Source organism: Mesorhizobium sp. P160219 (assembly GCF_057786095.1).
Map to the genome: position 1 here is coordinate 6,664,359 of NZ_JBYNWG010000001.1, position 20,642 is coordinate 6,685,000.

General features: G+C 61.8%; 8 protein-coding genes, 1 tRNA gene and 2 rRNA genes (1 of these 11 only partly in view). 6 read left to right on the forward strand and 5 right to left on the reverse strand.

The annotated features are described in order from the left end of the window. The first annotated feature begins 122 nt into the window (after positions 1-122). From AC3EMP_RS32300 to AC3EMP_RS32320, 5 genes are all read left to right on the forward strand, one after another. Positions 123-13,058 (forward strand): inverse autotransporter beta domain-containing protein, encoded by a 12,936-nt coding sequence (locus AC3EMP_RS32300; protein ID WP_352711795.1) that lies wholly within the window; start codon positions 123-125, stop codon positions 13,056-13,058. Positions 13,059-13,176: 118 nt separating this feature from the next. After that, on the forward strand, positions 13,177-13,683 hold the full coding sequence (locus AC3EMP_RS32305) for a phage tail protein (protein ID WP_023728602.1): 507 nt from the start codon (positions 13,177-13,179) through the stop codon (positions 13,681-13,683). 12 nt (positions 13,684-13,695) lie between these two features. Beyond that, a complete protein-coding gene (locus AC3EMP_RS32310; RefSeq protein ID WP_023672956.1) occupies positions 13,696-14,217 on the forward strand; it encodes a phage tail protein in 522 nt (173 codons plus the stop codon). A 9-nt stretch (positions 14,218-14,226) separates the two neighbouring features. Then, positions 14,227-14,754: a phage tail protein gene (locus AC3EMP_RS32315; RefSeq protein WP_023686661.1), complete on the forward strand. Its 528-nt coding sequence runs from the start codon at positions 14,227-14,229 to the stop codon at positions 14,752-14,754. Between the two features lie 10 nt (positions 14,755-14,764). Continuing rightward, entirely contained in the window at positions 14,765-15,292 is a 528-nt protein-coding gene (locus AC3EMP_RS32320) for a GNAT family N-acetyltransferase (RefSeq protein WP_023835059.1), read from the forward strand. A gap of 15 nt (positions 15,293-15,307) precedes the next feature. Here AC3EMP_RS32320 and AC3EMP_RS32325 read toward each other — a convergent pair whose 3' ends face one another. Both AC3EMP_RS32325 and AC3EMP_RS32330 read right to left on the reverse strand, forming a co-directional pair. Beyond that, a complete protein-coding gene (locus AC3EMP_RS32325; RefSeq protein WP_023672959.1) occupies positions 15,308-15,886 on the reverse strand; it encodes a 2OG-Fe(II) oxygenase in 579 nt (192 codons plus the stop codon). A gap of 39 nt (positions 15,887-15,925) precedes the next feature. Further along, a complete protein-coding gene (locus AC3EMP_RS32330; RefSeq protein WP_023672960.1) occupies positions 15,926-16,195 on the reverse strand; it encodes a DUF6916 family protein in 270 nt (89 codons plus the stop codon). Positions 16,196-16,433: 238 nt separating this feature from the next. Between AC3EMP_RS32330 and AC3EMP_RS32335 the strand changes: the two genes are divergently transcribed. After that, on the forward strand, positions 16,434-17,228 hold the full coding sequence (locus AC3EMP_RS32335) for a SapC family protein (RefSeq protein WP_352597423.1): 795 nt from the start codon (positions 16,434-16,436) through the stop codon (positions 17,226-17,228). Positions 17,229-17,547: 319 nt separating this feature from the next. Here the strand turns inward: AC3EMP_RS32335 and AC3EMP_RS32340 are convergent. The 3 genes from AC3EMP_RS32340 to AC3EMP_RS32350 form a co-directional block, all read right to left on the reverse strand. Further along, positions 17,548-17,624: transfer RNA gene (locus AC3EMP_RS32340), tRNA-Met, on the reverse strand. Between the two features lie 258 nt (positions 17,625-17,882). After that, positions 17,883-17,997: ribosomal RNA gene (gene rrf / locus AC3EMP_RS32345) — 5S ribosomal RNA — on the reverse strand. Between the two features lie 200 nt (positions 17,998-18,197). Continuing rightward, a 23S ribosomal RNA gene (locus tag AC3EMP_RS32350) occupies positions 18,198-20,642 on the reverse strand; it runs 357 nt beyond the window's last position.

The following is a 20,642-nucleotide window of genomic DNA, read 5'->3' on the forward strand; positions in this document are numbered from 1 at the left end:
GTGTAAAGCAAACAATCATGCTCGCTATACACTGGGATTCGGATAGTATTAGCGACGGAGCGTGTACTCGTCGGGGTTCGCAAGGGATGGAGACGACCGAGAAAACTCGGCAGATCAATGACATGGCGACGCACGGAAGAAGCTTCCGGGCGAATAGCAAGTATCGCCGGTCAGGTTTTTCCAGGCATCTCTGGAAGACGACTGCGCTGTCCACTCTGGCACTTGCCCTTTCCGGCATAGCCGCCCATGCCGGCGACACCGGACTGTGGCAGCCGCAGGTCCGCGCCATCATCGGCGCCAACAACAATGGCGGCAACACGGCGATCGAGGGTTTCCTGCCGCTGAAGCAGAACCTCGAATCCGTTCTCTTTCTCGATGTGCGCTCGAAATACGATTTCGACGACGGCTTCGGCCAGGACGTCGGCCTCGGCGTTCGCCGCATCGTCAATCCGGATCTGATGATCGGCGGCTACGCCTATCTCAACATCCAGAACCAGGACAGTCACCAGTTCGTCGCCTCGACGCTCGGCCTCGAGGCCATCACCTCAAAATACGATGCGCACGTAAACGTCTATCTGCCGATCAGCGGCGACCGCAGCACGGCCGGGCAAGAGTCGAGCCTGTCGCTGGTCGGGCATCAACTGATCGAGCAGATATCGGCCATCGCCCACCGCGATTACGCGGCCTGGGGCATCGAGGGCGAGGTCGGCGTTCAGGTGCCGCTCAACCTGCCCGAGAACCATTCACTGCGTTTCGATGTCGGCGCCTACCATTTCGGCGATCCCGACGGCGACGACGGCAGCATCACCGGCGCCAAGGCCGGCCTGGAATATTCGATCGGCGACGTCATCGGCAAAGGCACGTCGCTGACCTTCACCGGCGAGGTGCGCAACGACAACCGCGATGACACCCAGTTCGCCGGCAGCATCCGGCTGACGGTGCCGCTCAACGCTTTCGACAAGGGCTCGTCTTCGTCCGATGACGGCGCCGAGCCGGTCTATCCGGTCAGCCCCGGCCTGCGCAAACGCGTCAACGAGCGCGTGCGTGGCGACATCGGCGTTCGCATCGAGAGCCAGGACAAAGTTACCGGCACGTCGACGCGGGTGGCGATCAATGCCGCCACCAACACGGCATTCGGCCAGTTCTTCTTTGCCGATGGTGACAACGACGCGCTCGGCCTCGGCACGATCGGCGACCCGACCACGCTCGACAATGCGGTCGCCGGCGCCGGCGCGAACGGCGTCGTCGTCGCGCTCGGCGGCAAGGGCAACATTACGACAGCCGGTGTGACGCTCGCCAACGGCCAGACCGTCATCGGCGGTGGCGGGGGCGTCCAGGCGCGGCTCGTCGACGGCAGCATCGGCACCTACAATTTCGGCGGATCCAACGGCACCCTCCAGGGCACCAACCCCGCCAACAACGTCCTGACGCTCGCCAACGGCAACACGCTGAGCGGCATCATCATCACAGGCGGCAAGGACGGCATCTTCGGCAACAACATCACCGGCGCCACGTTGACCAACGTCACGGTCACCGGCACCGGCGGCCACGGCGCCGACTTCACCGGTACATCGACCGGCGTCAATGGCTCGAACTTCACCGCGACCGGCAACGGCCTCGACGGACTGCACATCGAAGGCGACGGCACCTATAACTTCACCGGCACGACGCTGCTGCAGGGCAATGGCGACGACGGCCTGGATATAACCGGCCACGGCACCTACACTTTCGCCACCCTCAACTCGCTCGACAACAACGATGCCGGCATTACCGTGAAGGGCACCGGGGTCGCCGGCTCGATCACCATCACCGGTGGCCAGGTGTCGGGCAACAAGGCACTCGGCGACGACGGCGTCGGTGTCTTCATCGATCCGATCACCGCCCATATCGTGCTGGATTCGATCACCCAGACCGGCGGCGCATCGGGCGTCGTGCTCGAGAATCTTTCGGGCAGCTTCACCGTCAACGGCGCGACGACGATCTCGAACACGACCGGACCGGCCATCGCGATCACGGATTCGCCGGCCGCGATCCGCTTCGGCGACATCAACATCACCGATCCCGGCACCGACGGCATGGTGTTTACCGGCGTCAATGCGTCCGTCATCGCCGGCAACATCATCATCTCCGGGCTCGGCTCCGGCATCGGCCTCGACTTCTCCGGCAGCCAGACTAATTTCACGGCGCAGTCGCTGAACATAAACGGCACCGGCGGCACGACGTCCATCGGGATCGACCTTGTCCAGACCAACGGCGGCACGATCATCATCACCAATGGCGGCACCATCGCCAATGTCGGCACCGGCGTGCGGCTCGGCATTGCCGGCTCGCCAGCCGACACCGCCAACGCCCAATTCACCTTCGGTGGCGGCTCGATCGGCGGCAACCTCGCCTCGCTCGACGCACGCGGCCTCAATTCCGGTTCGGGCCAATACGCATTCGGCACGACGACGTTCAACGGGCCGCAACTGTTCGACCAGACGCAGCTGATCTTTGTCGCCGCAGGCGGCACAGGCGACGGTACCTCGCTTTCGGACCTGGCTTCGATCACCGACGCCGACAACAATACCGACGGCACCGCGATTTTCGTGCTGGTCAATCGCGGTGTCATCGACGACACCGACGGCTTTACGCTCGAAGCGGGGCAGACCCTGGCCTCTTTCGGCAACGGCCGCACCTTCTCGCTCGGCGGCCTGCCGATCAATGTGACCGGCGACAACGTCGATCACGGCAGCACCATCTCGGATGCGGCCGGTGCCGCAACGCTGACCGCTTCGGGCAGCGGCGACGTCGTCACGCTGGCCAACAATACCTCGCTCCAGGACTTCAACATCTCCGGCGGTACCGCCAACGGCATCCATGGCAGCGGCGTTACCGGCGTCGTGCTGACCGGCATGACCGTGTCGGGGGCCGCCCTCAATGGCGTGCTGTTCGATGGCGCCAACGACGTTTCCGGCAGCAATCTGAGCTCGACCGGTAATGGCGGCGCTGGGCTGTCGATCCAGGGCGACGGCACCTACAATTTCACCGGCACGACGACGGTGTCGGATAATGCCGGCGACGGCTTGCTGATCAACAGCAATGCCATCACCAGCTTCCAGACGCTCAACGCGACCAGCAATGGCGGCAGCGGCGTCCAGGCCACGTCAACTGGCACCGGCTCGCTTTCGATCGACGGCGGTACCGTCAACAACAACACCACATCCGCCTTTACAGCGTCGAATATCGGGCTCGGTGTCACGCTCTCCAACATCGGCCACGTCGGCGGCACAACCGGCGTCAGCCTTTCGGGCGTCAGCGGCAGCGTCAGCGTTACCGGCCCGACGACGATCGGCAGCACCACCGGCGACGGCATCTCGATCAGCGGCAGCACGGCAACGGTCGGCTTCAGCGGCGACGTGCTCATCAGCCAGGTGCTTGGCAATGGCATCGCGCTCAACGGCAACACCGGCGCCGTCAGCTTCGGCTATGCGGAAATCGGTGCGCCGGGCCTCAACGGCATCGATATTGGGGGGAATACCGGGTCAGTCACATTCTCTGGCCCCACCATCGTTGTCATCGGTTCTGCCGATGGCAGCGCGGGCATCAACTTCAGCGGCACAAACAACGACGTCAGTTTCGGTACGACGACGGTGTTGCTCGGCGAAGGGCTGAACCAGACAAGCATTGACTTCAGCGGCTCGTCAACGACAGCCGATTTCGGGCTGACCAGCATTACCGGCACCGGCGACCTGACCTCGCGCGGCATCGACCTGTCGTCGACGACCGGCAACAAGACGATCACCTTCCTGCAGGGCTCCAGGATCGACAATGTCGGCGTCGGTGTCGAATTGTCGTCAGGCGGCACCACGGCCACGTCGGCCAACGCCAACTTCACCTTCGGCGACGGCAATTCCGCCGATGGGCTGGAATCCTTCATCACCGCGGCAACCGGCGGCTACACTGTCAATACGATCGGGCTGGATCCGGCGCTCGGCAACTACGACTTCGACGATGTCTTCTTCACCGGCGATGCCCAACTAGCGGTAACTGTCGGCGGGGTCGTCATGATCTCGCAGACAGGCGGCACTGTTCACGCGGGCACGAACGGGCTGAGCGCCGATGTCACCACCGTGACGGCCGCGCAGGCCGATGCCATGGTCGGCACGCAGACCTACGCCTTTGTCGGCACCGTCGATCTCAGCGCGACGCCGTTCACGCTCGATTCGGGACAGTCGATCACCGGTTTCGGCAACGGCAATTCCATCCTCACCTCCGGTACGTTCCAGCCGGTCAATGTGCAGGGCAATCTCGGCGCCACCGGCGGCAATGTCACCGGCGATGAGGGCGTGGTCAAGAGCACGGGTGACACCCTTCATCTGCTCGGCAGCAATCAGGTGCGCAACACCGCCTTCGACTACAGCGGCGGCAGCGGCTCGGTGTTCGTCATCGACCAGAGCGTGGGTGGCTTCAACAATTCCGGCGGCATCGTTGTCGAAGGCGTCACCGTCAGCAATGTCGCTGCCGGCCAGACGGCGTTCAACGTCGACGGCCTCACCGGCAACCTGTCGATTATCAACAACAATATCAACGTTGCCGGCACGCTGCTCGATGTCGACGGCGGCAACGGCAACATTACGGTCACCCGCGGCACCTTGCCCAACAGCGCGACGCCCGGCACGCTGACCGGTGGCGGCATCGCAATCGCCAACCGCACCGGCGGCTTGGTCAACTTCACGGACAAGGCGACGATCGGCGGCAGCGGCGTATCGCTGACCAACAACACCGGCGCCACAATCACCTTCGCCGATGTCGACATCACCACGGACGCCGCAACGGCGTTCACTGCAACCGGAGGCGGCTCGGTCAACGTCACGACCGGAACGATCAATGCCACCAATGCGGGAGCGGTGGCGCTCGACGGCATTGCGGCCAACATCAATTTCGCCTCGACAAGCGCCAGCTTCAGTTCCGGCAGCGGTGTCGACCTGCAGCATCTGACCGGTACGGTCGCGCTCGGCACCGGCACGCTGACCAACACCGGTTCGGGTACAGCCTTCAACGTCGGCTCGGCGGCCGATCAGAGCGGCGGCAATGCAATCATCTCCTATGCCGGCACCATCGCCAGCAACGGCACCGGTGCCGCCGTCTCGATCCAGGAACTGACCGGCGGCTCGGTGACGGTGTCGGGCAATCTGACCGACGGCAACGCAGCCGATGGCGGCCAGATCTTCATCGGTGGCATCGCCAACGGCACGGCGGCGACCGTCACCTTCTCGGGAAGCAGCAAGAAGATAAGCTCTGGCGCGACGACAGCTGTACAGATCGGCTACACAGGCCCCCTCTCCGCCATCGTCCCGTATGACAACACGGACGGCACGATCAACTTCACCAATGGCGGCCTGGATATCACGACAACGACCGGAGAAGGCTTCGGCGCCGCCTTCGGCGGCACCGTCAGCGTGTCCGGCACCGGCAACAAGATCGCCTCCGGCGGCAATGGTCTGTTCATTGTCTTCGCCGACGTCGGCGTCGCCGGCGTCACCTTCGACAGCGTCTCGGCCGTATCGACATCGGACGCTGCCGGCGTCTTGCTGACAGGGTCCAATCTGGCGGGCGACGTCAACATTGGCGGCCTGAAAGATACCGGCTACATGGGCGCCTCGCTGAACGCCCTGCTCGGCACCGGTGCGGTGAATTTCACCGGCACGACCGATCTCGACGTCAGCTACCGAGGGTTTGATATCGGCGGCCCGCAAGTGGGCACCATAAACATCGCCAACGTCGCCGGCTCCACCCTGACCATCGACGGTGGGGAAGCCGGCATTGTCACGAACGGCCTGCAGGCAGGAATCATCAACGTTGGCGGCAATGGCGGCGTCGCCAGCATCGGCGCGACGACAAGCACCACCGGTGCGGCTATCGCCGTCAGCGGCGGTAACGACCTCATTCACGCCACGCTGAACTACAACGGCTCGATCAAGGTCGACACCGGCATGGTCGTGCAGGCCGTGGCCGACTGGAGCGAGCTCAACATGAGCGGTTCGGTCGTTTCGACTACGGCAGCAACTGGCATTGGTACGGCGGCCTTCGTCTTCACCGGCAACGCCAACGGCGTCTACAATATTTCAAGCACGATCGATCATACCGGCACGGGCATCGGCGTGCGGTTTGACGGATCGTCTAACGGGACGGCCACCTTCTCCGGTGCGTCGAAGGTCTTCAACACCAGCAGCGGCACCAACGACGCGATCGTCAAGTTGCCCAGCATCAGCCCGACCCAGGGCATGGGCACGCTCAACTTCACCAATGGCGGCCTGGTCATCACCACCTCGAGCGGCGCCGGCTTCACCGCCAGCACTTTCGGCGCCGGCACGGTCAGCGTCAGCGGCACGGGCAACTCGATAACCACGACGACAGGCACCGCGCTCAACCTCGACAACGCGACGGTCGGCGCCGGCGGCATCAATTTTAGCTCCATCTCGGTCAATGGAGCGGCGACCGGCGTTTCGCTCAACAATGTCAGCGGCGGCACGCTCAATCTCGGCACGGTGAACCTGCAAGGCATCACCTCGACCGGCGTCGACATTTCCGGCACGCTCGGCTCGACGGTAAACTTCGCCAGCCTGACCATCGCCATGCCCGGCGACAATTCGACCGGCATCACCTTCGCCGATGCAGTCGTCAACAGCATCTTCACGACTGGCGGTTTCACGCTCACCAGTGCTTCCTCGACCGGCACCACCGCCGTCAACCTGTCCAACACCACCGGCACCGGCACCATCCAGCTCGGCGATCCGAACACGGCCGGCGCATCCTCCACCATCGGCGGCGCCGGCGCCGGACCCGGCATCGGCTTCCAGTTCACCCCGACGACGGCGATCAACTTGATCTATGGCGACGGCGAAAGCGCGGTCGACAAGCTGTCGACGGTCAAGGCAATCGACATCCTCAATTCCACCGGCGTTTTCCCGGTCGGCGGCACCAATAATTTCCAGGATGTCGACGGCGCCAATGGCGGTTTCATCGGCGACCTCTCCGAGGCCCAGGGACCGACCACCTATTATGTCGACCAGGACGGCGACGGCGACGGCACCGCCGCCAATCCGGGCTCGATTGCCGGCGCGGAAGCGTCGGGCGCCTCGGTTGTCATCCTTGTCGACACGTCGCAGAACGGCACCAGCAACCTCATCGACATGATGCAGGCTCAGCAGAATGGCGGCGGCAACAACACGCTCAACCTTGCCGATGGCCAGATCCTGATCGGTCTCAAGGCCGGCGATTCCATCGATACCGCGCCGCTGGGCGCCGTCGGCGGCGGCCTCGGCGGCAACTTCAGCTTCAGCGGCATCAATGCCTCGACCGTCATCACGGCAGCGTCCAATGTCGACAGCGTGCTGGCGACGCTGACGACCGCGAGCGGCAACACCATCGATTTCTCCGGCAAGGCCGGCATCGAAAATGTCATCGTGCAGAACACCGGTGCGGGCCTTGGCATCTCCGGCACCAACATCACCGATCTTATCCTGCGCCGCGCCACGATCGCCGGCGGCACCGGTGGCGCCCTGTCGCTTACCGACGGCGCCGCTGCCAGCCAGATCGCACTGTCGAACCTGATCCTGTCGGCAACCGGCGGCGACATTGCCAAGGTTGACGGCACGGTCGGCGCCGGGCTGATGAAGGTCAGCGCCTTCTCCGACATCACGCTTCTGGGCAACAATGGCGAAACCGGCGGCTTTGGGGTGAGCGGTGTAACCTTCGATGCCGTTCCAGCGACCGTCGGCATCGACCAGGTCGACGGCGGCGCCTTCGTCGCCGGCACAAGCACCAATGGCGTCGGCGGTTATGGCCTGACGCTATCCGGTGTATCCGGCGATATCCAGTTCGACAGCATCACCGCCTACGGTGGCGTCAACGGCATCGCCTTCAATGGCGTTGACGCCACCGTCACGGTCAGCGGCGCCACCATCATCACCGGCACCACAGGCTTCGGCATCAGTGCGATCAACACCAATCCCGGCACTTTCAACTTCAACACGGTGACGGTGAACAACGTCGCGACGACCGGCGGCGGCATAAACTGGGTCAGCGGCAACCTCAACATCGCCGGCCTCGCTAACATCGACACGAGCAGCGGCGTCGGCTTCTCGCAAAGCGCCGGCACGGTGAACTTCCTCAACGGCCTGACCATCGATACCACCAGCGGCACCGGCATTGTCGGGACCGGTGGCGTTATGGGCATCACCGCTTCCGCTGCAGCCCAGACGGTAAATTCGACCAGCGGCCAGGCGATCAACCTCATCAACGTCGCCGCCAGCATTGCGCTCGACTCGACCTCGTCGGGCGGCGGCACCAACAATGTTGGCCTGGCCAATGTCACCGGAACAGTCAGCCTCGGATCCGGCGCATTGAGCGGCGCTTCGGGCGTCGCATTCCTGCTCAATGGCAGTGCTGCGACCGTCAGCTATGGCGGCACGGTCACCAAGACCACCGCCGGCAAGATCGTCGACATCTCCGGCGTCACCGGCGGCACGGTCACACTGTCCGGCGCGCTCAGCGCCACCGGCGGTTTCGACAATGGTATTTATGTCCACGGCAACTCCGGCGGGACCATCACTCTCAGCGGTGGCACGAAGACGCTGACCACTGGCGCCAATACGGCGGTCGACTTGACGACTAACACCAGCGCGACGATCAACTTCGATACGGGTGGCCTGGTGATTACCACCACCTCCGGCACGGGCTTCAACGCCAGCGGCGGTGGCACGGTCAGCGTCGGCGCGCTCCTCAGCGACAACAGCATCACCACGACGGCCGGCGGCACCGCGTTGAACCTCAATGGCGTTACGATTGGCGCTGAGGGCATGAATTTCGACAGTGTTTCGGCCACTGCCGCCGCAACCGGCATCTCGCTGACCAATATCGCCTCGTCGGGCGGCGGCGCCATCATTCTCGGCACGGTCAACCTGCAAGGCATCACCACGCGTGGTGTCGATGTTTCCGGCGCGCTTGGCGCGGCGCTGTCCTTCAACGATCTCGACATCGGCCTGAACAGCACCACGGGCGTGGCCTTCGACCTCAACGGTGCCACCATCAATGCGGCGGTGACGGCCAATGACTTCGATGTCACCAATGCCGCCGCCGCCGGCACCTCGATAGGCGTCGACCTGCGTGGCACCACTGGCGGCCAGACGGTACGCCTCGGCGATGCCGTTGTCGGCGGCGCCAGCTCCAGCATTGCCGGCGTCAACACCGGCGTGTTCCTCAACAGCGCCACCAACCTCGCTTTCACCTATGGCGACGGCGAATCGGCGACCGACCAGCTCTCGACCATCGGCGCCAATGTAGGCATCGACGCATCCAGTGCGCCGGTTGCCGGCACCTACAATTTCCAGGATGTGAACTTCCAGTCGGCTCCCGGCCTGGGCTTCGGAGTCGGCAAGGTCTATTTCGTCGGCGCGTCCGCGACCGGTGACGGCAGCGGTCGCGACCAGAACAATCTCGCGACGCTGGCCACCGCCGAAGCAGCAGCCGTGGCGACGGACATCCTGGTTCTCGTCAACGATGGCGGCACCATCACCGCGGCAGGCAGCAATGGCAACGACACGCTGGCGCTCGCCACCGGCGAGCAGGTGCGCGGCTTCGGCAACGGCAACATCAATCTGGCGCTGACGGTGCCCTCCACCATCCAGCTCGCCAGCAACAGCATCTCGATCATCGACCAGACGCCCAATGGCGCCGCGACGCTGACGACGAGCGCCGGCAACAATGTCATCACGCTCGGCGCCAGCGGCAACATCATCGACGGCTTCATCCTGAATGGCAGCCCGGCGGGTGCCGCGCGTGGCGTCAAGGACAATGGCGCGGGTGCTGCGAATACCGTCATCAGCAACATGACCATCAGCAATTTCGCCACGCAGGGTATCGAGATCACGCCGTCGAACAGCACGACGATCAACAACGTTACTTTCTCCGGCAACGCCAGCGATGTGTGGCTGAACGCGTCCAACACCACCATCACCAACGTCACCAGCACCGGCGCCACCGGCATTGCTTTCAAACTCGACAACACCACCGGCACGACGACGCTGACCAACGTCAACATCACCACCGCAGCGACCGGCACCGGCATCGCCTTCGGCGGCGCGTCGGGCGCTGGCGGCACGATTGCCGGTACCAATGTCGATATATCGGGCGGCAGCGGCCTTTCGGTGACCGGCGGCAACGCGGTGATCAGCTTCGACGGCGCCAGCTCCATCATCAGCACGTCGGGCGCGGCGGCCACGATCTCGACCCGCGCTGGCGGCAGCTTCACCTTCGCCGGCTCGGTGATCGCCAACGGCGCTGCGAGCGGCATCAGCATTTCCGGCGCGACGGCGGCCAATACGGTGAGCTTCACCGGTACGGTCGATCTCGGCACCACGACGCCGATGACCGGCACCGCAGTCGCGATCAACAACGGCGCCACGGCCTCGACCGTCAGCTTCGCAAACCTCGACATCGTCACAAACGGCACCACCGGATTCAGCGCCATCAATGGCGGCACGGTCAATGTGACGACCGGCACGGTGAGCTCCACTTCCGCGCAGGCGGTCAACCTCAACGGCATCGCCACCACCACCGGCATCAATTTCACCTCGACCAATTCGACCGGCGGCACCAACAACGTGTCGCTGACCAATGTCACCGGCGCCGGCACTGTCAGCCTCGGCTCCGGTGTGCTCGGCGGCGCGACCGGCGCGGCCTTCCTGGTCACCGGCGGCTCGGCCAATGTCAGCTATGCCGGCTCGGTCACCAAGACCACGGCCGGAAACGTCGTCAGCATCTCCACCCGCACCGCCGGCACCACGACATTGTCGGGCACTCTCAGCGCCACCGGCGGCGTGGCCAACGGGATCCTCGTCAACGCCAACACCGGCGGCACGATCAACTTCTCCGGCGCCAGCAAGATACTGACCACCGGAGCCAACAATGCCGTCGACCTGACGGCGAACACCAACACCGCGGTCAACTTCACCGGCGGCGGCCTAGCCATCACCACCACCTCCGGCACCGGCTTCAACGCCACGAGCAACGGTACTGGCACCGTGACCGTTATCGGCTCGGGCAACACGATTTCGACCGGCAGCGGCGTCGCGGTCAACCTTGACAGCGTTGCCATCGCGGCGGGCGGCGTGACCTTCGCTTCCACGAACAAAGGCGCCGGCGGCACCAGCGCCGTCATCCTCGATACCGTCACCGGTTCGGGAGCGATCGACCTCGGCACCGGCGCGCTGGTGGGCGGAACAAGCGCCGTGATCCGTATCGGCGATGGCCTAGGCACCGCCAACAGCGGCGGCACGGCGGCCTTCACCTATGCCGGCGCGATCACCAGCGGCAGCACCGGCCAGGCGGTCAACATCCAGGATCGCGCCCTGACCGCCGGCAACATCACCCTGTCGGGCAACATCACGCATAATGCGGCGGGCCAGATCGGCCTCCTGCTGGACGACAATGTCGCCGGCATCATCACCTTCTCCGGCGCGTCGAAGTCGATCACCTCGACCACGGCGGCTGGCGTCAGCCTGAGCGACAATACCGGTGCGACGATCAACTTCACCAATGGCGGGCTGGTCATCGCCACCACCAGCGGCGCCGGTTTCAATGCCACCGGCGGCGGCACGGTGACGGTGCAGGGCACCGGCAACACCATCGCGTCCGGCACGGGCACGGCGCTTAATGTCGCCAACACGACGATCGGCGCCGGCGACGTGACGTTCAGGAGCATTGCGTCCAATGGTGCAGCCAACGGCATCGTGCTCAACAACACCGGCACCAGCGGCAATCTGGTGGTGACCGGCACCGGCGCGACGGGGGGCAGCGGCGGCACGATCCAGAACTCGGCCGGCGATGGCGTCAGCCTGACCGACACTCAGGATGTCAGCCTGAGCAACATGATCATCAGCGACAATGCGGGCAACGGCATAAAGGGGCTGCGGGTCAACGGCGTGGTGCTCAACGGTCTGACCCTGAACAGCAATGCCGATGCCAACACCGAGTCCGGAATCCTGTTCAACGAACTTACCGGCAACGCCTCGCACGTCACCACGTTCACCAACCTCACGGTCTCCAACTCATTCACCCATAACGTGCAGGTCATCAATTCCGGCGGCACGTTGGCGAACCTGGTGGTGAGCGGCGGCACGTTCTCGAACAACGGCGCCTCGAACAATGCCGGCAGCGACTTCATCTTCGAGGCGGACGGCGCCGGTGTCGCCGGCGCGCCGACGATGACGCTGACCGTCGACGGCGCAACCTTCACCGGCAACAACGCCTATCCCGGACCGGGAGTCATCCCTGGAACCGGTCTGTTCGTCATTGCCAATGACGGCACCGTCAACGCTCACATCGGCGAGACCACGGGAAATCTATTCAACAATCTGAACAACGGCATCAACCTCACCCAGAGCAGCAATTCCGGCGCCGGCACGGGCGGCAATCTGAATTTCACCGTCCGGAACAACACCGTCACCAACAGCGACTCGACGGCCATCAACGTGTTCAGCAGCGGCGACCTCGCACGGACGCTTGACGGCACAATCGCCAACAACGTCATCGGTACGCAAGGCGTAGCAACCTCGGGATCGCGAACCGGCAACGGCATCAGGGTTGGGCATGAAAGCCTCGGCGTCGCCAAGGTGCTGATCGACAACAACATTATCCAGAGCATCGGCGTCAACGGCATAAGCGGTGGCGACAGCGTCTCGATCACGCAGCTCGTGCAGCCGGGCACCGTGCACGCGGCGGTCACCAACAACACCATTCGCGACAATGCCGACAGCCGCGGCATCACGGTCACCGCCACATTTGCCGGCGCTATCATCAATGCCGACGTTCATGCCAACACCATCACCAACGTCAACAACGCCAATGCCATCCGCTTCCTCGCGGACGGCCTCGGCGGCGCCGACGGCACGATCAACGTACCGCAGGCGAGCGAGGCCGGTATCGAAACCGTCAATGGCGGGGCAACGGCACTGACGGACACCCGGACGTTCTTCAACCAGCCGCTGCCACTGCTGCCTGCCGCGACACCGTAGTCAGCAACCTTGGATTTCGTCCTAGGAAATATATTTTATGAATCTGATATCGACTTGTTGTCTTACTTAGGCATAATACAAGAATTCAGACAGTAAGCCGCCAACGAAGGGAACGGGGATGAGCGAGCCTTATTTAGGTGAAGTCAAGATCATTTCCTGGAACTATGCACCGCGCGGCTGGGCATTTTGTAACGGCCAGTTGTTGCCGCTTAACCAGAACCAGCCATTGTTCTCACTTCTTGGCACCAGGTACGGCGGCAACGGCCAGACAAATTTTGCCCTTCCGGATATGAGGGGACGTGCGCCGGTTCATACGGGCGGCCCTATCGGTGCAATTGTCGGCGGCCAGGGCGGCGAAGAGTTTCACACGCTCACGCTCGGCGAAATGCCGACACACAACCATTTCGTCAACGCATCGAACACTGCCGGCAACGTCAACAATCCATCCGGCGCGCTGTTGGGGGCGAACGCCAGCCCGATCTATCAGCCGCCTGGCAGCGCGGTGGCTATGGCGAAGGAAAACATCACTTTCGTCGGTGGCGGCCAGCAGCATGAGAACAGATCGCCCTATCTCGTCTTGAATTTCATCATTGCCCTGCAAGGCATATTCCCGTCGCGAAATTAAGAGGACGCTTCGATGAGCCAACCTTTTGTCGGCGAGATCAGGATGTTCGGTGGCAATTTCCCTCCGAATGGCTGGGCGTTCTGCCAAGGCCAGCTGATGCCGATCTCCGAGAACGAAACCTTGTTCAATCTGATCGGTACGACCTATGGCGGCGACGGGGAGGAAACATTCGCCCTGCCCAACCTCGCATCCCGCATCCCCGTCCATGCTGGCAAGGGCCCGCTGGTCAGCCAGACCTATATCATCGGAGAACTGGGCGGGGTCGAATCCGTCACTGTTTCAACCCAACAAATGCCGAACCATTCCCATACCTGGACCGGTTCGTCGAATATCGCCAAGAATCCGGGTCCGTCCGGCGGTGTCCTGGCGACATCGAGCCTGCTGACGCCCTATGTGGGTATCGCACCTGATGGCAACATGGCCGCCGGAGCCATTTCGCCGGCCGGCGGCAGCCAGCCTCACGACAATATGGTGCCGTTCCTCGCCGTCAGTTTCATCATCTCGCTATTTGGCATCTTCCCCCAGCAAAGCTAGAGACTTGCCATGACCAATCCGTTCGTCGCCGAAATTCGAATTTTTGCCGGAGATTTCGCCCCGACGGGGTGGGCGACCTGCGATGGCCAGCTCCTGCCAATCTCGCAGAATACGGCGCTGTTTTCGCTGCTGGGCACAGTTTACGGCGGCGACGGCAAGTCGACCTTCGCGTTGCCGAATATGGCTGGCTCCGCGCCCATGGGGCAAGGACAGGGCAATGGCTTGTCGGAGCGGTTTCTCGGCGAGACGGGTGGCGAAACGTCCGTCACCCTTCTGCAAACGGAAATGCCGCAACATAATCATTTTGTCGCGATATCCACCGAGAGTGGCGCCCAGGGAACTCTTACCGATGCGGTTGTTCTGGGGAAGTCGGGGGGCGGAACGCTGTATCAGAACAACACTTCGCAAAATCTGGTCCAGATGGACCCCCAGGCACTGAGCATAACGGGCAGTACGTTGCCTCACAACAACCTGCCTCCCTATCTGGCGATGACGTTCATCATTGCCATGCAAGGCGTTTATCCGGCGCGTCCGTAAGCGCCACTCCATGATCCAGCTTCCGATTGTGGACAACGGGCCTGTTATATTTTGCTGGGTGCGCGCGGCGCGGATTGATCTGACGTTCCGCCCGATGGCGGACGCCGATCTGCCGTTCCTGTCGGCGCTCTACGCCTCGACCCGCGCCGAAGAACTTGCCGTCACGCCGTGGAGCGATGCGCAGAAAACGGCGTTCCTCGACATGCAGTTTCAAGCGCAGCACGCGCATTACCAGAAATACTATCCCAACGCCGACTGGCTGGTGATCGAGCAGGCAAGGCAAGATATCGGTCGCCTGTATATCGAGCGCTCGGCGAGCGAGCATTGCATCATAGATATCGCCTTCCTGCCGGCGCATCGCGGCAAGGGGTCTGGCGGTGCGTTGCTCGCCGATCTCATCGATGAGGCCGCCGCCGTCGGCAAGTCGGTCTCGATCCATGTCGAGAAGAACAATCCAGCGCGGCGGCTCTACAAACGCCTCGGCTTCACCGTTGCCGAGGACAAGGGCCTCTACGACCTGATGATCCGTTCGCCGTAAGGGCCGTGCCGGTCGTCACGTGCCGCGATACCAGGAGACGATGGTGAAACGTTCGTTGCACGTGACCGGGGTGACTTCATGCGTCGTTTCCGAGCGAAAGGCGACGAGAGAGCCCGGCAATGCCGGCATGGCAATGCGCAGGTCCGGGCCGCTGTAAGGCCCATGCAGGACCAGCGAGCCGCCTGCATAGCTTTCTGGCGAAGGGTTGTCCGATTGACGGTTGAGAAAGATCACCACCGAGATCTTTCGGAACCGCGACTCGTCGTGAATGAGCGGCGTGTTGCCATCCTGGTGCGGCACAAAGAAATCGCCTTGCCGATAGTGAAGGAACTGAGGTTTCTCGACCTGGCCGAGCAGCAGCCCGAAATGCCGCTCCAGAGCCGCCTTCTGCTGCGCCAACAGGGCACTCACTCGCTCTTCAGTGGCCTGCGAAACATCGGCGCGCACGGTCTTTCGGATCTCCGGCCATGCCATCTTCTGGTCGGCACGCCCCAGCAGGCCGGCCGGCCGGCCCAAGGCCGCCCGAATTTCCGCGCACAGTGCGCTACACGCCGCTCCGTCAAATACGTCCGCAATCTCGATATAGTCGATCATATGTCGGAGCGTCCCCGTGGCCGATCCGGTCGAAAAAAATCAGTTGAATACCGCCTCGTAAAGCCGCCCTGCCTCATCGGCAGCGATCGGCACGATGAAGATCTCATGGGCGCCGCTTTTGCCGTTGAACCGATAGATAGCCTGCGGCAGCGCCGCGTCGCGCGGCCCCCTGAACAGCAGCGTGAAGCCACCGCCGTCGCGCGGGCTGTTGGCAATGGGCTGCACCGCGCTCAGTTCCATCGTGAGCGTCTGACCGCCGGCTTCGACGGAAAAGCTCTGCCCCTGCTCGAAATCCGAAAGCGATGCCATGCGCCTGCCCTGGTTCGTCTGTCTTTCAGACGGCTCTCTTGAGATGTCTATCCCGTCAGCCAATCTCGCCGCTTCATGGCGTGCTGTCTATAGAGCTCGATCTCCAGAAGTACAAAAGAGCACGATCAAACAAACAGATAGATTTATCTTGGCCACGTAGGGTGAAGCAGCCGTCAACGCGTTGCGCACCGGCAGCCACTGGCCTAAACCGGAATGGTATAAGAGGAGAACACTAGGGATGACTGACGCGAAAACAGACACGGCCCCGGCCGGAAGCACCGCGACCAACACGCTGCCGCTGTTCTACAAAAAACCCGAGGCGCTCAATCCGCTGCGGCACGGCTCACTCGGCCTTACGGCGCGGGCCGATTTCTCCTTTGCCCGCACCGCGCACGCCATCCCCGTCGTCGCATCGGAAATGCCGGCGGCGATGCGCTCCTATCCGATCGTTTTCATTGGCGACGCCAAGGCGCCTGTCATCATCACCGGTCTGCGCCAGGACCAGAACCTGTTCGTAGGCGCCGACGGCAAATGGGCGGAGCCGCATTACATTCCCGCCTATGTCCGCCGTTACCCCTTCATCCTCGCCGATGAATCGAAAACGACCGGCCGCCTGACGTTGTGCATCGACCGTGCCAGCGAACGCGTCGTCGAGCAGATGCCTTCGTCCAAGGACAGCGACGAGATCGCGCCCTTCTTCGACGGCAACGAGCCGGCCGAGGCCTCGAAGCAGGCGCTCGCCTTCTGCAGCCAGTTCCAGACCGACTTCAATGCGACTCGCGCCATGATCGACAAGATCGACGCGCACGGCCTGTTCGCGCCGCGGCAGAGCAAGGTGACGCTGGAGGGCGGCGAGACCCTCAACCTCACCGACTTTCAGGTGATCGACGAGCCGGCCTTCAACAAATTGAGCGACGAGGCGTTTCTTGATCTCAGGAAATCCGGCGCGCTTGCGCTGCTCTATTGCCATCTCGCCTCGAGCAACAGCTGGACCTCGCTGGCCTTCCAGGCGTCATTGCGGCGAGCTGGCTGACGCGGCCCGCGACGAAAAGCTTCGGCAAGGCGCGGGTTGTTTAGATCAACGATTCGCGCCTTCGCACGACGATCTCTCCGCGGCTCGAATCATGCTGTTGTCGTGCAGATCGATTGCCATGACGGGTTGGCGAACTTCCAATGCTCGACGTGTAGCTCTCGCCGAAATGCGCCGAGGCGGCATCACCCCCCGGTTCGCGGACCTGTCAATAAAGTCGAGCACGCCAGCCTTGCTGCCCTCCTCGATCGTTGAATATCCGGTCGCGGCCATCGATCACGGTCCGAACGCAAAAAGCCCGCGTGAAGCGGGCTTTTTTTGTTGGTTGCGGGGACAGGATTTGAACCTGTGACCTTCAGGTTATGAGCCTGACGAGCTACCGGGCTGCTCCACCCCGCGTCACCTCCAGGGCAAGCTCTTGCTTGCTCCGGACTCTCCAGGGCAAGCTCTTGCCTGCTCCGGATCTGAAGCAAGCGTTTGCTTGCTTATCTGGACGTAAGCCTGGGCCTATGAACAGGATGGCTTACAGATAGGTATATGGCTGACCAAATGAAAGGGCCGCTTGCGCGGCCCGTGATCCCTTGGCGGGCCTTTTCGTAGAGAGAAGATTTCAGTTTCATCCGGTTTGCGGATGAGAGTTCAACGTGCGTTTTGCAGACCTGGCAGCGACCTACTCTCCCGCGTCTTGAGACGAAGTACCATCAGCGCTGGAGCGTTTCACGGCCGAGTTCGGAATGGGATCGGGTGCAGCCGCTCCGCCATAACCACCAGGTCGGCAAAACGCACGTTATATCGAGAAGCTGTTTTTTCGTGCCAAGGCGACGTTTGTGTCTAGCTAACGGACAAGTCCGCAAGCGCGACTGCGCGTCGCCGGTTTTCCGGCGCCCTCGCGGAGCATAGGCCCTGTTAAGGGCCGCTCATGCGTGAGCGCTGGTCAGATCATCGTGTTCACGATGAGCATAAGGAATGAGAACGATCAAGCCGATCGAACTATTAGTACCGGTAAGCTTCAAGCGTTGCCGCTCTTCCACACCCGGCCTATCAACGTGGTCGTCTTCCACGGTTCTCAGGGAATACTCGTTTTAAGGTGGGTTTCCCGCTTAGATGCCTTCAGCGGTTATCCCGTCCGGATATAGCTACCCTGCTATGCGGCTGGCGCCACAACAGGTCCACCAGAGATCCGTCCATCCCGGTCCTCTCGTACTAGGGACAGATCCTTTCAATATTCCTACACCCACGGCAGATAGGGACCGAACTGTCTCACGACGTTCTGAACCCAACTCACGTACCGCTTTAAATGGCGAACAGCCATACCCTTGGGACCTGCTCCAGCCCCAGGATGCGATGAGTCGACATCGAGGTGCCAAACAACCCCGTCGATATGGACTCTTGGGGGTCATCAGCCTGTTATCCCCGGCGTACCTTTTATCCGTTGAGCGATGGCCCTTCCACGCGGGACCACCGGATCACTATGACCGACTTTCGTCTCTGCTCGACTTGTCAGTCTCGCAGTCAGGCAGGCTTATGCCATTGCACTCAGCGAACGATTTCCGACCGTTCTGAGCCCACCATCGCGCGCCTCCGTTACTCTTTAGGAGGCGACCGCCCCAGTCAAACTACCCACCATACATTGTCCCGGACCCGGATAACGGGCCGCGGTTAGACATCCATAGTAATAAGGGTGGTATTTCAAGGGTGGCTCCACCTGAGCTGGCGCCCAGGTTTCAAAGCCTACCACCTATCCTACACATGCCACTACGAATGCCAATGTAAAGCTATAGTAAAGGTGCACGGGGTCTTTCCGTCTAACCGCAGGAACCCCGCATCTTCACGGGGAATTCAATTTCACTGAGTCTATGCTGGAGACAGCGGGGAAGTCGTTACGCCATTCGTGCAGGTCGGAACTTACCCGACAAGGAATTTCGCTACCTTAGGACCGTTATAGTTACGGCCGCCGTTTACTGGGGCTTCGATTCAGAGCTTGCACCCCTCCTCTTAACCTTCCAGCACCGGGCAGGCGTCAGACCCTATACGTCGTCTTGCGACTTCGCAGAGCCCTGTGTTTTTGATAAACAGTCGCTACCCCCTGGTCTGTGCCACCCTCCTCTACTTGCGTAGAAAAGGGTCACGCTTCTTCCGAAGTTACGCGTGCAATTTGCCGAGTTCCTTCAGCATAGTTCTCTCAAGCGCCTTGGTATACTCTACCTGACCACCAGTGTCGGTTTCGGGTACGGTTTATAAGGAGGAGCTATTTCCTGGAACCGCTCCGCTGCCCGTTCAATCCGATAAGATTGGACAACTTGTGCGATCCGTCACTACCTCCAAGCCCACGAATATTAACGTGGTTCCCATCGACTACGCGTTTCCGCCTCGTCTTAGGGGCCGGCTAACCCTGCTCAGATTAGCTTTAAGCAGGAACCCTTGGTCTTTCGGCGGGGGAGTCTCTCACTCCCCTTACGTTACTCATGTCAGCATTCGCACTTCTGATACCTCCACCACCCCTCACGGGTATGGCTTCGTCAGCTTACAGAACGCTCCGCTACCGCTTGGCCCTTGCGGACCAAACCCTAAGCTTCGGTGTATGGCTTTAGCCCCGTTACATTTTCGGCGCAAAGACCCTTATTTAGACCAGTGAGCTGTTACGCTTTCTTTAAATGATGGCTGCTTCTAAGCCAACATCCTGGTTGTTTTGGGATCCTCACATCCTTTCCCACTTAGCCATAACTTGGGGACCTTAGCTGTAGGTCAGGGTTGTTTCCCTTTTCACGACGGACGTTAGCACCCGCCGTGTGTCTGCCGACTAGTACTCCCAGGTATTCGGAGTTTGGTTAGGTTTGGTAATCCGGTGAGGACCCCTAGCCCATCCAGTGCTCTACCCCCTGGGGTATTCGGTCGACGCTCTACCTAAATAGATTTCGCGGAGAACCAGCTATTTCCGAGTTTGATTGGCCTTTCACCCCTAGCCACAAGTCATCCCGAACTATTGCAACAGTTATGGGTTCGGTCCTCCAGTAAGTGTTACCTTACCTTCAACCTGCTCATGGCTAGATCACTCGGTTTCGGGTCTAATGCGACGAACTGAACGCCCTGTTCAGACTCGCTTTCGCTGCGCCTACACCTAGCGGTTTAAGCTTGCTCGTCACACTAAGTCGCTGACCCATTATACAAAAGGTACGTGGTGACCCTTGCGGGCTCCCACTGTTTGTAGGCAATCGGTTTCAGGTACTCTTTCACTCCCCTTGTCGGGGTGCTTTTCACCTTTCCCTCACGGTACTAGTTCGCTATCGGTCATGCACGAGTACTTAGGCTTGGAAGGTGGTCCTCCCAATTTCAGACAGGATTTCACGTGTCCCGCCTTACTCGAGGACGATTGATTGCATTACGCGTACGGGGCTGTCACCCACTATGGCCCTACTT

Coding starts and splice junctions, on each gene's coding strand:
- AC3EMP_RS32335 (WP_352597423.1), top strand. CDS start 16,434: ATGACTGACGCGAAAACAGACACGGCCCCGGCCGGAAGCACCGCGACC.
- AC3EMP_RS32325 (WP_023672959.1), bottom strand. CDS start 15,886: ATGATCGACTATATCGAGATTGCGGACGTATTTGACGGAGCGGCGTGT.
- AC3EMP_RS32310 (WP_023672956.1), top strand. CDS start 13,696: ATGAGCCAACCTTTTGTCGGCGAGATCAGGATGTTCGGTGGCAATTTC.
- AC3EMP_RS32330 (WP_023672960.1), bottom strand. CDS start 16,195: ATGGCATCGCTTTCGGATTTCGAGCAGGGGCAGAGCTTTTCCGTCGAA.
- AC3EMP_RS32305 (WP_023728602.1), top strand. CDS start 13,177: ATGAGCGAGCCTTATTTAGGTGAAGTCAAGATCATTTCCTGGAACTAT.
- AC3EMP_RS32315 (WP_023686661.1), top strand. CDS start 14,227: ATGACCAATCCGTTCGTCGCCGAAATTCGAATTTTTGCCGGAGATTTC.
- AC3EMP_RS32320 (WP_023835059.1), top strand. CDS start 14,765: ATGATCCAGCTTCCGATTGTGGACAACGGGCCTGTTATATTTTGCTGG.
- AC3EMP_RS32300 (WP_352711795.1), top strand. CDS start 123: ATGGCGACGCACGGAAGAAGCTTCCGGGCGAATAGCAAGTATCGCCGG.